Source organism: Azotobacter beijerinckii, from assembly GCF_900110885.1.
GTDB classification, from domain to species: domain Bacteria; phylum Pseudomonadota; class Gammaproteobacteria; order Pseudomonadales; family Pseudomonadaceae; genus Azotobacter; species Azotobacter beijerinckii.
Map to the genome: position 1 here is coordinate 1 of NZ_FOFJ01000024.1, position 13,088 is coordinate 13,088.

Below are 13,088 nucleotides of genomic sequence, written 5' to 3' on the forward strand. Positions count from 1 at the left end.
ATCCGGCTTGGTCTTGAACCGCTCGGCCTCCAGGCGCTTGAGCCACAGACAGAAGCCGTTGCGATGCCAGTACAGAATTTTCACTTGGTTGCGTGTGCGATTGAGGAAGACGAACAACACAGGGTCGAACACCGCGACCTTGATATCCAACTCGACCAGGGCTGCCAAGCCATTGATGGATTTACGGAAATCGACCGGCTTGGGGTAGAGGTAAACAGCTTTGACGTTGGGGGCGGGACGCATCATGCGGGGCAAGTTCCAGAAGGAATCGGGAGCTCAGCATCAGATCTCAGGGCGCGGTTTCGAAGGTAGGGTTTATGGAGCGGTTACGCTGCTCCGGCGTCATCGCCTTCGATTTCGGCGTCTTGCCGTCACGTTCGAGCCGGAGCTGTTCGACCCAGCGGCGCATGGCCGTCGGTCCGACACCCATCGCCGTGCAGGCCTCGGTCACGCTGTAGTGGCGATCAAGCACGAGGGCTGCTGCTTCGTGCCTGAACTCAGTGGAGAAAGATCGTTTTGCCATGTTCTGTTACCTCGCTGTGTGGCGGTAGCGATACCGCCCTATCGGGGTGTCCAGAATCATTAGGCCATTACAAGGGAAGTCTGGCCGCGAAGCGGTCAGACCCGGATGTCGGGTGTCCTTCTTCTTTGGTTCCTTTCTTCTTGGGCAAGCAAGAAGAAAGGAACTCGCCGTGCAGGGCGAAACCTGTCGGTCGCGCCGAGGAAAGCGCGACGTCATGACAGCGGAAAAGGGGCCGGCACTCCCGGCATGCCGGCGGGTTACGCTGCGCTAACCCGCCCTACACGAACCGCTCCGCATAATGACAAGCCACCTCCCGCCCATCCACCTCCCGCAGCGCCGGCACTTCCCCCCGGCAGCGCTCCGTCGCATACGGGCAGCGCGGATGGAACACGCAGCCGGCCGGCGGTTCGAGCGGGTTGGGCGGCTCGCCGGCGAGGCGGACGCGCTGGCGGCCCGGCTCGGGATGCAGGCTCGGCGTGGCGGCGAGCAGGGCCTGGGTGTAGGGATGCAGCGGCTTGCGGTAGATCCGCTCGGCGGGGCCGAGCTCCATGGGCCGGCCGAGGTACATCACCAGCAGGCGGTCGGCGACGTGGCGGACTACCGCCAGGTTGTGGGAGATGAACACATAGGCGGTGCCGAATTGCTGCTGCAGTTCCAGGAACAGATTGAGCACCTGGGCCTGTACCGACACGTCGAGCGCCGAGGTCGGTTCGTCGGCGACCAGCAGCTTGGGGCGCAGGATCATCGCTCGGGCGATGGCGATGCGCTGGCGCTGGCCGCCGGAGAACATGTGCGGGTAGCGAGCATAGTGCTCGGCGCGCAGGCCGACCTGTTCGAGCATCGCCAGCACCCGGGCGCGGCGTTCGGCGCCGGAGAGGGCGGTGTTGATGGCCAGCGGCTCGGCCAGCTGGTCGCCGATCCGCCGGCGCGGGTTGAGCGAGGCGTAGGGGTTCTGGAAGACCATCTGCACGTCACGGCGCAGCTGCCGGTGATCGGCGCCGGCGGTGTCCTGCCCGGCGATCTGCAGCGAGCCGGCGGTCGGCGCCTCGATCAGGGTCAGGGCGCGGGCCAGGGTCGACTTGCCGCAGCCGGATTCGCCGACCACCGCCAGGGTCTCGCCGGCCTCAAGCGCGAAGGACAGGCCGTTCAGCGCCTGGACGGTGGCGGCGGGGCGGAACAGGCCGCGGGAGACGCGGTAATGGCGGGTCAGCTCGCGGGCGATCAGTACCGGGCTCATGGGGTTTCCTGGTTGCGCGGGTGGAAGCAGCGCGCCCGGCTCTGCCGTTTGGCGTCCAGCGGCGGGCGGCGGGCGCGGCAGTCGTCCTGCACGTAGGCGCAGCGCGGCGCCAGCAGGCAGCCGGCGGGACGGTCGTGGCGGCCGGGGACGCTGCCCGGCAGGCCACGCAGCGGGCGGCGCGCGGTGCCAGCCTCGGGCAGCGCGGCGAGCAGCGCCTCGGTGTAGGGATGGGCCGGCGCGTCGAACAGGCCGGGCAGGGCGCCGACCTCGACCGCCTGGCCGGCGTACATCACGCAGACCCGGCGGGCGCATTCGGCGACCACGGCGAGGTCGTGGCTGATCAGCAGCAGGGCCATGCCGCGCTCGCGCTGCAGGTTCAGCAGCAGTTCGAGGATCTGCGCCTGGATGGTCACGTCGAGGGCGGTGGTCGGCTCGTCGGCGATCAACAGACGCGGCTCGGCAGCGATTGCCAGGGCGATGGCCACCCGCTGGGCCATGCCGCCGGAGAGCTGGTGCGGGTAGGCGTCCAGACGGCTGGCAGCGGCCGGGATCTCCACCTGTTCGAGCAGGTCAAGGGCGCGCCGGCGGGCGGCGGCGCCGCGCAGGCCGAGGTGCTGGCGCAGCACTTCCTCGAGCTGGAAGCCGACCCGGTAGCTCGGGTCGAGGGCGGCCAGCGGGTCCTGGAAGACCATCGCCAGCTCCTTGCCGAGCAGTCGGCGCCGCTGGCGCTCGCCGAGGGCGAGCAGGTCGTGGCCGGCGAAGTGCAGGCGGTCGGCAGCGACCCGGCCGGGCGGGTCGACCAGACCGAGCAGGGCGAGCATGGCCTGCGACTTGCCGGAGCCGGACTCGCCGACGATCGCCAGCACCTCGCCGGTTTCCAGGCGCAGGTCGAGGCCGTCGACCACCGGCGGGGCGTCGGCGGGCCCGTAGCGCACGCTGAGGTTGTCGATTTCCAGCAGGCTCATGGCGCGTTCCTCAGTCCGGGTTCTTCAGCTTCGGGTCCAGCGCGTCGCGCAGGCCGTCGCCCAGCAGGTTGATCGCCAGCACGCTGCCGAGGATGGCTAGGCCCGGCAGGGTCACCACCCACCAGGCGCGCTCGATGTAGTCGCGCGCCGAGGCCAGCATGCTGCCCCATTCCGGAGTCGGCGGCTGCACGCCGAGGCCGAGAAAACCCAGCGCGGCGGCATCCAGGATGGCCGCGGAAAAGCCCAGGGTGGCCTGGACGATCAGGGGCGCCAGGCAGTTCGGCAACACCGCGACGAACATCAGGCGCAGCCGCCCGGCACCGGCCAGCCGCGCGGCGGTGACGTAGTCGCGGTGGATCTCGCCGAGCACCGCGGCGCGGGTCAGGCGCACATAGGCGGGCAGCGAGACGATGGCAATCGCCAGCACGGTGTTGAGCAGCCCCGGGCCGAGCACGGCGACCACCGCCACCGCCAGCAGCAGGGCGGGCAGCGCCAGCATGACGTCCATCAGGCGCATGATCGACGGACCCAGAAGGCGCGGGAAGAAACCGGCGCAGAGGCCGAGCAGCACGCCGGGCGCGAGCGACAGCGCCACCGAGGCCAGGCCGATCAGCAGTGACAGGCGCGCGCCGTGGATCAGCCGCGAGAGCAGGTCGCGGCCCAGCTCGTCGGTGCCGAGCGGAAAGCGCATCTCGCCGCCCTCCAGCCAGGCCGGCGGGGCGAGCAGGAAGTCGCGGTGCTGGACGGCGGGATCGAAGGGGGCGAGCCAGGGGGCCAGCAGCGCGCAGACGACGAGCAGGGCGAGCAGCAGCAGGGCGGCGAGGGCGCCGCGGTTGCGCGCGAAGGCCCGGCAGAACTCGCGCAAGGGCGAGGGCCAGGCCGGTTCGGCGGCAAGGGGGGCGGGTGTGTTCATCGCTATCTCCTCATTGCCGGTGACGGATGCGCGGATTGGCCAGGCCATAGAGGATGTCCACGACGACGTTGACCAGGACGACCAGCGCGGCGATCAAGAGGATGCCGTTCTGCACCACCGGGTAGTCGCGGGCGCCGATCGCCTCGATCAGCCACTTGCCGATGCCCGGCCAAGAGAACAGGGTTTCGGTGAGCACCGCGCCGGAGAGCAGCGAGCCGACCTGCAGGCCGAATACCGTGAGCACCGGGACTAGGGCGTTGCGCAGGGCGTGCACGAAGACCAGCCGCGCCGGCGACAGGCCGCGGGCGCGGGCGGCGCGCAGGTAGTCCTCGCGCAGCACCTCGAGCATCGCCGAGCGGGTCATCCGGGCGATCACCGCCAGCGGGATGGTGCCGAGCACGATGGCTGGCAGGATCAGGTGGCGCAGGGCGTCGAGGAAGGCACCCCGCTCGTCGCTGAGCAGGGTATCGATGAGCATGAAGCCGGTCACCGGCTCCACGTCGTAGAGCAGGTCGAGGCGCCCGGAGACCGGCGTCCAGCCGAGCTGCACGGAGAAGAACATGATCAGGATCAGCGCCCACCAGAAGATCGGCATCGAGTAGCCGGTCAGCGCCAGGCCCATGGTGCCGTGGTCGAGCGGCGTGCCGCGTTTCAGGGCGGCGACCACCCCGGCGAGCAGGCCGAGGACGCTGGCCAGCAGCAGGGCGGCGCCGGCCAGCTCGACGGTGGCGGGGAACAGGCTGGCGAACTCGCTCCAGACGCTTTCGTGGGTGCGCAGCGACTGGCCGAGGTCGCCCCGCGCCAGTTGGCCGAGGTAGCTCAGGTACTGCTCGTGCAGCGGCCGGTCGAGGCCGAGGCGGTGCATCGCTTCTGCGTGGGCCTGCGGGTCGAGGCGGCGTTCGCCCATCATCACCTCCACCGGGTCGCCGGGAATCAGGCGGATCAGCGCGAAGGTCAGCAGGGTCACGCCGAGGAAGGTGGGAATCAGCAGGCCGAGACGGCGGGCGAGAAAGGACAGCATGCGCGCGGCTCACTCCGGGTCGCTGGCCGGGGTGCGACGCACGCCGGCGAAGTTGTTGGTGCCCAGCGGGCTGATCACGAAGCCCTCGATGTCGCGACGCACGGCGGCGAACTCGCGGGGATGGGCGAGGGGAATCCACGGCGCCTGTTCGTGGAAGATCGCCAGGGCCCGGCGGTAGAGCGCGGCGCGCTGCGCCTGGTCGGTGGCGCGGCGAGCCTCGCGCAGCAGGGCGTCGAATGGCTCGTTGCACCAGCCGGCCTGGTTCTCGCCGGAGGCGGCGGCGACGCAGGACAGGTTGGGGGTGAGGAAGTTGTCCGGGTCGCCGTTGTCGCCGGCCCAGCCCATGAACACCAAGTCGTGTTCGCCGTTCTTCGCCCGCTTGATCAACTCGCCCCATTCCAGCACGCGGATTTCCGCCTGGATGCCGACGGCGGCCAGGTCGGCCTGCAGCAGCTGGGCGCCGATGGCGGGGTTGGGGTTGGTCGGCCCGCCGCCGGCGCGGGTCCAGATGCTCAGCTTCAGGCCCTGGGCGTGCCCGGCCTCGGCCAGCAGGGCGCGGGCCCGCGCCGGATCGTGCGGCCAGCCGGCGAGCGCCGGGTCCGAACCCCACAGGCTCGGCGGGTAGGGCGCCACCGCCGGGCTGGCGCCGCCTTCGCCGAACTGGGCGCGCAGGTAGGCGGCCTTGTCGACGGCGAGGTTGAGCGCCTGGCGCACCCGCACGTCGTCCAGCGGCGGGTGGCGGGTATTGATGCCGATGTAAGCGATCAGCAGCGGCTCGTCCTCCAGCACGGCGATGCGCGGGTCCCGGCGCAGGCCGGGCAGGTCCACCGGGCGCGGGTAGAGGGCGATCTGGCAGTCGCCGGCCTTGAGCTTCTGCACCCGCACGTTGGGCTCGGGGGTGATGGCGAAGATCAGCCGCTCGATGGCCGGCGCGCCGTCCCAGTAGTCCGGGTTGCGCCGAAAGCGCACCTGGGCGTCCTTCTCGTAGCGCTCGAAGACGAAGGGGCCGGTGCCCAGCGGCTGGCTGTTGAGGCGCTCCGGGGTGCCGGTCGCCAGCAGCCGGTCGGCGTATTCGGCGGAGTAGATGGAGGCGAAACCCATCGCCAGGTTGGCCAGGAAGGGCGCCTCGGGATAGCGCAGGACGAAGCGCACGCGATGGTCGTCGAGCCGGTCGATGCGCCGGATCAGCTCGCCGACGGCCATCGACTCGGCATAGGGGAAGCCGCGCGGCGACAGCCGGTGCCAGGGGTGCTGGGGGTCGATCTGGCGCCGGAAGCTCCAGATCACGTCGTCGGCGTTGAATTCCCGGCTCGGGACGAACCAGGAGGTGCGCTGGAAGCGCACGCCGCGGCGCAGCTGGAAAGTGTATTCGAGACCGTCGGCGGACACTTCCCAGCGCTCGGCGAGGGCGGGGAGCAGCTCGGTGCCGCCGGGGGCGAAGCGCAGCAGGCGGTCGAACACCGTCTCCGCCGAGGCGTCGGCGCTGGCCGCGGCGGTGTATTGGACGACGTCGAAGCCTTCCGGGCTGGCTTCGGTGCACACCACCAGGCTGCTCGGCGCAGCCTGGACGGCGCCGGCGAGCAGGCCGGCAAGGAGGAGGGCGGTGGGGCGTCGGGGCATGGGCGATCCGGTCGGCGGGCTCTGGCGCCACTCTACAGCACCGGGCGCCGGTCCATTCAGGGCATCTGCACCTCGATCACGCCGTCGGCGCTGACGCTCACCTGGCTGCTGCCGGCCTCGATTTCCTGCGCCGGCACGCCCGCTTCGCGATCCATGCTCTTCATCGCCATCGCGGCGCGCGGAAACGGCGGCGGGGTGATTCCGGCGCTGTTCAGGTTCAGGCTGACCAGCTTGTAGCCGCTACCGCCGAGCACCCGGGTGGCGAGCTTGGCGCGTTCGCCGAAGGCCTTCACGGCTTCCTGCAGCAGTTCGTCCTCGCCCTTCTGGCGCGTCGCGTCGGCGATGGCAAAGCGCATGTCGCCGATCTTCAGCTCGCCGAGCAGCTCGGCGCTCAGCTGGGAGAGGGCGGCGAAGTCGGCGCTCTCCAGGCGCAGCTCGGCGCGCTCGCGCCAGGCGACGATCCGGCGCCCCTGGTCGTCGTAGACCGGATAACTGTTGCGGCTGCCGAGGCTGACCGTCACCCCCGCCACCTGACGGGCTCGCTCCACCGCGGCGTTCAGGCTGCGGGTGATGTCGCTGGCCAACTGACCCGAGTCCTTGTGCTGGGCTTCGCTGTAGAGGGTCACCCGCATCAGGTCGTGGGCAACCTCCCGGCTCGCTTCGGCCCGCAGGCTGACCTGGTTGTAGCGGGGGGCGTCCTCGGCCAGTGCCGGCAGGCTGGCCAGGACGGCAAAGGCGAGGGGCATGGCGAGGCGGAAAAGGCTGGGCATGGGGAAATCCTTGTGTGGGCCGTGATCGTGTCCGTTGGACGGTTGGAGTCAGACTCTAGCTGCGTAGCCCAGTTTCTGCAGCTTCGCCTGCGTCCCGTTGCCGCATTCGGGCCGGTCGCCGGCGGGCTTTTGGGTATACTGGCCGGGCGCATCCGAGGAATACCATGCTCGCACCCGTTCAAATGCTGTCGGCCAGCCGCCAGAACCTCCGTCGGCTCATCCTGATCCGCGTCCTCGTGCTGGCCGCCCAGGCCGGTTCGGTCGGCCTGGCCTATCTCACCGACCTGATGCCGCTGCCGTGGCTGGCGCTGTCCGGCACCCTCAGCCTGTCCGCCATGCTCTGCCTGGGTGCCGCTCTGCGCCTGCAGATGCAATGGCCGGTGACCGATCTGGAGTATGCCGGGCACCTGGCCTGCGACCTGATCATCCACAGCCTGCTGCTGTATTTCACCGGCGGCCCGACCAACCCCTTCGTCTCCTATTACCTGGTGCCGCTGACCATCGCCGCGGCGACCCTGCCCAAGCTGCATACGGTGATGCTCGCGGGCCTGGCGCTGGTCGCCTACACCCTGCTGGTCGGCTGGTACAACCCGACCGATCTGCCACCGGAGCATCGCGTCACCCTGCTGATCTACGGCATGTGGCTGAGCTTTGCCCTGGCGGCGGCGCTGATCACCTTCTTCGTCGGCCGGATGGCCGGCGAGCTGCGCCGCCAGGAGGAGTTCCAGGCCACGCGCCGCGAGGAGAGCATGCGCGACCAGCAGCTGCTGGCGGTGGCCACCCAGGCGGCCGGCGCGGCCCACGAACTGGGCACGCCGCTGGCGACCATGAGCGTGTTGATCACCGAGCTGCGCCAGGAGCACGACGATCCGCTGCTTCAGGAGGATCTGGCGGTGCTGCAGGAGCAGGTGAAGCTGTGCAAGGACACCCTGCAGCAACTGGTCCGCGCCGCCGAGGCCGACCGCCTGCAGGCGGTCAAGGTGCAGAGCGCGGCAGCCTGGCTGGAGGTCGCGCTCAACCGCTGGCACCTGATGCGCCCGGAGGCGAGCTACCGCTACGAGGTCCTCGGCACGGGCGCCATGCCGCGGCTGGCGCCGGCGCCGGACCTGACCCAGTCGCTGCTCAACCTGCTCAACAACGCCGCCGACGCCTGTCCGGAGGATCTGGATATCTGCCTCGACTGGGACACCGAGGAGCTGTGCATCAGCATCCGCAACCATGGCGAAGGCGTGCCGCTGGCGATCGCCGAGCAGTTGGGCAAGCCTTTCTTTACCACCAAGGGCAAGGGCTTCGGCCTTGGCCTGTTCCTGAGCCAGGCCAGCGTGACCCGCGCCGGCGGCTCGGTGAAACTCTACAACCACGAGGAGGGCGGCACGCTGACCGAACTGCGTCTGCCGCGCCTGGCTCCAGGAGACAACCATGAGTGAGCATCCGATCGAGGGTGAAGAGCAGCAGCCGCATTTGCTGCTGGTGGACGACGATACGACCTTCACCCGGGTGATGGCGCGGGCCATGACCCGCCGCGGCTTTCGCGTGACCTGTGCCAGTTCGGCGGAGGAGGGGCTGGAGATCGCGCTCCAGGATCTTCCGGACTACGCCGTGCTCGACCTCAAGATGGAGGGCGACTCGGGGTTGGTGCTGCTGCCCAAGCTGCTCGAGCTGGACGGCGAGATGCGCGTGCTGATCCTCACCGGCTATTCGAGCATCGCCACCGCAGTGGAGGCGATCAAGCGCGGCGCCTGCAACTACCTGTGCAAGCCGGCCGACGCCGACGACGTGCTCACCGCGCTGCTCTCCGAGCACGTCGACCTGAACAGTCTGGTGCCGGACAACCCGATGTCGGTGGACCGTCTGCAGTGGGAGCACATCCAGCGCGTGCTCGCCGAGAACGACGGCAACATCTCGGCCACCGCCCGCGCCCTGGGCATGCACCGGCGCACCCTGCAGCGCAAGCTGCAGAAGCGCCCGGTCCGTCGCTGAGGCGGCGGACTCCCCAGGCCAGCCCCGTTCCCGGGCTGGCTGCAGCGCGGCGGCATCCCGGCTACCCCTCTTGTCTCCCGGCGAGAGATATGCCGTTATGATAGGGGCCTACCGTTTCCCGGACTCTCCCCATGCTCGCGCTGTTCTCGCAAACCTTGGGCATCACTGCGCCGGTCTTCGCCATGCTGTTTCTCGGCGTCCTGCTGCGGCGCCTGGGCTGGATCGACGTCGCCTTCATCAACACGGCCTCGGAGCTGGTGTTCAAGGGCACCATGCCGACCATGCTGTTCCTCTCGATCCTCCATGCGGATCTGGATGCGGCGCTGCAGCCGGCGTTGCTCGGCTATTTCACCCTGGCTTCCGTCGCCGGTTTCCTGATCGCCTGGGCCTGGTCGCTGTGGCGCTGCCCGCGCGCCGATCGCGGCGTCTATGTCCAGGGGGCGTTTCGCGGCAACAACGGCATCGTCGGCCTGGCCCTGGCCACCAGCATGTACGGCGACTACGGGCTGTCCCTCGGCGGGGTGCTGGCCGGCGCGGTGATCCTGGTCTACAACACGCTCGCCTCGGTAGTGCTGGCGTTCTACAGCCCGCATGCCCGGACCGACGCCTGGAGCATCGCCAAGAGCATCCTCTGCAACCCGCTGATCATCGGTGTGCTGGTGGCGCTTCCGTTCGCCTACTGGCAGGTCGGCCTACCGGCCTGGCTGCTCACTTCCGGCGACTATTTCGCGCAGATGACCCTGCCGTTGGCGCTGATCTGCATCGGCGGGACCATTTCCCTCGCCGCCCTGCGCGAGAGTGGCAGCCTGGCGCTCAGCTCCGGTCTGATGAAGATGGTCTGGTTGCCGCTGCTATCGACCTTCGGTGCCTGGCTGTGCGGTTTCCGCGGTGCCGATCTGGGCGTCCTCTACCTGTATTTCGCCAGCCCGACCGCCGCGGCCAGCTTCGTCATGGCCAGGGCGGTAGGCGGCAACCACCAACTGGCGGGGGGAATCGTGGTGATCACCACGCTGCTCGCGGCGGTGACCACCAACATCGGTATCTTTGTCCTGCAGTGGCTCGGCTGGATCTGAGCGGCGCTTCCCGTCCTGCCGATGCCAGGCGCGGACGGCGATGACCAGCAGGGTCAGGGCGGTCAGCGGCAGGGCGTACCAGACCAGCGCGCTGTGCAGCAGGGCGACGGTCGAGGCGCCGGCGGCGAACAGCGCCTGGTAGGCGCCGTAGGCCAGGTAGTAGCCGAGGAACAGCAGCCCCTCCCAGCGGTCGATGCGATAGCCGGTGAAGAAGATCGGCAGGCAGGCCACGGCCGCCGCGACCATCACCGGGTAGTCGAAGGCCAGGGCGTTGGGCGACACGTCGAGCGGGGCGGGCGCGACCAGTCCGGCCAGGCCGAGGCCGGCGAGCAGGTTGAAGAGATTGCTGCCGACGATGTTGCCCACCGCGATGTCGCGCTCGCCCTTGAGGGCGGCGATCAGCGAGGTGGCCAGCTCCGGCAGCGAGCTGCCGGCGGCGACGACGGTCAGGCCGACCACCAGCTCGGACAGGCCGAGGGTTCGGGCCAGGGTCACCGCCCCGTCGACCAGCAGGTTTGAACCCCAGGCCAGCAGGGCCAGGCCGAGGACGACGAGCGCCAGATGGCCGAACAGGGCCAGGCGTCCCTCGACCCTTTCGCCGTACTCCACCTCGAACTCGTTGCGCTCGCTGTCGGCCCTGGCGCGCAGGCCGCTGCGCACCTGGAGAGCGGTGTAGGCGAGCAGGCCGGTAAGCAGCAGCACGCCGTCCAGCCGGCCGTAGTGCCGGTCCATGGCCAGCAGCCAGGCCAGCAGGCTGGCGCCGATCATGAGCGGTACGTCGAGGCGGATCAGCCGGCGCGACACCTGGAGGGGAATGAGCAGCGCGGACAGGCCGAGGATCATCAGCACGTTGAAGATGTTGCTGCCGACGACGTTGCCCACGGCGAGGTCGCCCTGTCCGCCGCTGGCCGACAGCACGCTGACTGCCATTTCTGGGGTGCTGGTGCCGAAGGCCACCACGGTCAGACCGATTACCAGCGGCGGGACGCGGCAGCGCACGGCCAGTCGGGCGCTGCCGCGGACCAGGGCTTCCGCGCCGGCGAGCAGCAGGGCCAGGCCGGCGATCAGGCCGGCGAGGGTCGTCAGGGGCATCTTCCCGGGCGCCGTCCGTTCAGTCGTCGAGCAGTTCCAGGCGTACCAGGGCCACGCCGGCATGCAGCATTTCCAGCTGCCGGGCGGCCTTGTAGGACAGGTCGATGATCCGTCCGCTGGCACGGGGGCCGCGGTCGTTGATGCGCACCACGACGCTCTGGCGCGTGCGCAGGCTGGTTACCCGCACCCGACTGCCGAGCGGCAGGCTGCGGTGGGCGGCGGTGAGGGTGTTGCGGTCCACGAGTTCGCCGCTGGCAGTGCGTTTGCCGTGATGCTTGGCTGCATAGTGGGAGGCCATCCCCACGGCGCTGTAGCTGCGCGCTTCGAGTCGCGGCGAGGGGTAGCCGGCGAGCAGGACGAGGAGGAGGGCGAGTGGCAGTGTTCGCAGCATGGTCGAGGCTCCGGAAAGTGCAACGCCGGGCCGAGCCGGCGTTGTCGCTGGCTCAGCCTTCGAGCTTCTTCTTCAGCAGTTCGTTCACCTGGCCGGGGTTGGCCTTGCCCTTGGACGCCTTCATCGCCTGTCCGACGAAGAAGCCGAACATCTTGGCGCGCTTGGCTTCGTCGCTGGCGCGGTACTGCTCGACCTGGGCGGCGTTGGCGGCCAGCACCTCGTCGAGCACGGCCTCGATGGCGCCGGAGTCGGTGACCTGCTTGAGGCCCTTGGCCTCGATGACGGCGTCGGCGGAGGCGCCTTCGCCGGCGGCCAGGGCCTCGAAGACCATCTTGGCGATCTTGCCGGAGATGGTGTTGTCCTTGATGCGCAGGATCATCCCGCCCAGCTGAGCGGCGGAGACCGGCGACCGGTCGATCTCCAGGTTGTCCTTGTTGAGCAGGCTGGACAGCTCGCCCATCACCCAGTTGGCCGCCAGCTTGGCGTCGCCGCAGACCTGCTGGACCTGCTCGAAGTAGTCGGCCAGCTCGCGGCTGGCCGACAGCACGTTGGCGTCGTAGGCGGACAGGCCGTGCTCGCGCTCGAAGCGCGCGCGCTTCTCGCCCGGCAGCTCCGGCAGGCCGGCGCGCACCTCGTCGAGGAAGCCCGGCTCGATCACCACCGGCAGCAGGTCGGGGCAGGGGAAGTAGCGGTAGTCGTTGGCTTCTTCCTTGCTGCGCATGGAGCGCGTCTCGTCCTTGTTCGGGTCGTACAGGCGGGTTTCCTGGACGACTTTGCCGCCGTCCTCGATCAGCTCGATCTGCCGCTGCACCTCGTGGTTGATCGCGCGCTCGATGAAGCGGAAGGAGTTGACGTTCTTGATCTCGGCGCGGGTACCGAAGGCTTCCTGGCCCTTGGGCCGCACCGAGACGTTGCAGTCGCAGCGCAGCGAGCCTTCGGCCATGTTGCCGTCGCAGATGCCGAGGTAGCGGACCAGCGCGTGGATCGCCTTGACGTAGGCCACCGCTTCCTTGGCCGAGCGGATGTCCGGCTCGGAGACGATCTCCAGCAGCGGGGTGCCGGCGCGGTTGAGGTCGATGCCGCTCATGCCGTGGAAGTCTTCGTGCAGGCTCTTGCCGGCATCCTCTTCCAGGTGCGCGCGGGTGATGCCGATGCGCTTGACGGTGCCGTCTTCCAGGGTGATGTCAAGAAAGCCCTTGCCGACGATGGGCTTGTCCATCTGGCTGGTCTGGTAGCCCTTGGGCAGGTCCGGGTAGAAGTAGTTCTTGCGGGCGAAGACGTTGGTGTGGCCGATTTCCGCCTCGATGGCCAGGCCGAACTTCACCGCCATGCGCACCGCCTCCTCGTTGAGCACCGGCAGGGTGCCGGGCATGCCGAGGTCGATCAGGCTGGCCTGGGTGTTGGGCTCGGCGCCGAAGGTGGTGGCGCTGCCGGAGAAGATCTTCGAGCGGGTGGCGAGCTGTGCGTGGATTTCCAGCCCGATCACGGTTTCCCATTGCATGT

At 69.4% G+C, this 13,088-nt stretch carries 12 protein-coding genes and 2 pseudogenes; 3 read left to right on the plus strand and 11 right to left on the minus strand.

Going from position 1 to position 13,088, the window contains the following annotated elements; translation table 11 throughout:
* The 8 genes and pseudogenes from tnpB to BMY22_RS13140 form a co-directional block, all read right to left on the minus strand.
* Nucleotides 1–246, minus strand: a 246-nt coding sequence (gene tnpB / locus BMY22_RS13105; RefSeq protein WP_139204230.1) for an IS66 family insertion sequence element accessory protein TnpB, incomplete at its 3' end; no start/stop codon positions are given.
* An 85-nt stretch (nt 247–331) separates the two neighbouring features.
* A pseudogene (locus BMY22_RS13110) lies at nt 332–523 on the minus strand (transposase); the annotation flags it as partial.
* Between the two features lie 277 nt (nt 524–800).
* A complete protein-coding gene (locus BMY22_RS13115) occupies nt 801–1,760 on the minus strand; it encodes a peptide ABC transporter ATP-binding protein (RefSeq protein WP_090622680.1) in 960 nt (319 codons plus the stop codon).
* Nucleotides 1,757–2,725: an ABC transporter ATP-binding protein gene (locus BMY22_RS13120; RefSeq protein ID WP_090622681.1), complete on the minus strand. Its 969-nt coding sequence runs from the start codon at nt 2,723–2,725 to the stop codon at nt 1,757–1,759. Before BMY22_RS13120 ends, BMY22_RS13115 begins: the two co-directional genes overlap by 4 nt.
* A gap of 10 nt (nt 2,726–2,735) precedes the next feature.
* A complete protein-coding gene (locus tag BMY22_RS13125; protein WP_090622684.1) occupies nt 2,736–3,638 on the minus strand; it encodes an ABC transporter permease subunit in 903 nt (300 codons plus the stop codon).
* Between the two features lie 10 nt (nt 3,639–3,648).
* Nucleotides 3,649–4,659: an ABC transporter permease subunit gene (locus BMY22_RS13130; protein WP_090622685.1), complete on the minus strand. Its 1,011-nt coding sequence runs from the start codon at nt 4,657–4,659 to the stop codon at nt 3,649–3,651.
* A 9-nt stretch (nt 4,660–4,668) separates the two neighbouring features.
* A complete protein-coding gene (locus tag BMY22_RS13135) occupies nt 4,669–6,279 on the minus strand; it encodes an ABC transporter substrate-binding protein (RefSeq protein WP_090622688.1) in 1,611 nt (536 codons plus the stop codon).
* 56 nt (nt 6,280–6,335) lie between these two features.
* A complete protein-coding gene (locus tag BMY22_RS13140; RefSeq protein WP_090622690.1) occupies nt 6,336–7,049 on the minus strand; it encodes an SIMPL domain-containing protein in 714 nt (237 codons plus the stop codon).
* 164 nt (nt 7,050–7,213) lie between these two features.
* On the opposite strand from BMY22_RS13140, the gene BMY22_RS13145 reads away from it, so the two are divergent.
* From BMY22_RS13145 to BMY22_RS13155, 3 genes are all read left to right on the plus strand, one after another.
* Complete coding sequence (locus BMY22_RS13145) at nt 7,214–8,476, plus strand: ATP-binding protein (RefSeq protein WP_090622692.1); 1,263 nt, start codon at nt 7,214–7,216, stop codon at nt 8,474–8,476.
* A complete protein-coding gene (locus tag BMY22_RS13150; protein WP_090622694.1) occupies nt 8,469–9,029 on the plus strand; it encodes a response regulator transcription factor in 561 nt (186 codons plus the stop codon). The genes BMY22_RS13145 and BMY22_RS13150 overlap by 8 nt, the downstream gene beginning before the upstream one ends.
* A 131-nt stretch (nt 9,030–9,160) precedes the next feature.
* Nucleotides 9,161–10,102, plus strand: a complete 942-nt coding sequence (locus BMY22_RS13155) for an AEC family transporter (RefSeq protein ID WP_090622696.1) — start codon at nt 9,161–9,163, stop codon at nt 10,100–10,102.
* A 15-nt stretch (nt 10,103–10,117) separates the two neighbouring features.
* Here the strand turns inward: BMY22_RS13155 and BMY22_RS13160 are convergent.
* The 3 genes and pseudogenes from BMY22_RS13160 to gatB form a co-directional block, all read right to left on the minus strand.
* A pseudogene (locus BMY22_RS13160) lies at nt 10,118–11,194 on the minus strand (calcium/sodium antiporter); the annotation flags it as partial.
* Between the two features lie 19 nt (nt 11,195–11,213).
* Complete coding sequence (locus BMY22_RS13165; RefSeq protein ID WP_090622698.1) at nt 11,214–11,585, minus strand: septal ring lytic transglycosylase RlpA family protein; 372 nt, start codon at nt 11,583–11,585, stop codon at nt 11,214–11,216.
* 52 nt (nt 11,586–11,637) lie between these two features.
* Nucleotides 11,638–13,086, minus strand: coding sequence for an Asp-tRNA(Asn)/Glu-tRNA(Gln) amidotransferase subunit GatB (gatB, locus tag BMY22_RS13170; RefSeq protein ID WP_090622699.1), 1,449 nt, complete (start codon nt 13,084–13,086; stop codon nt 11,638–11,640).
* Nucleotides 13,087–13,088: the final 2 nt, after the last annotated feature.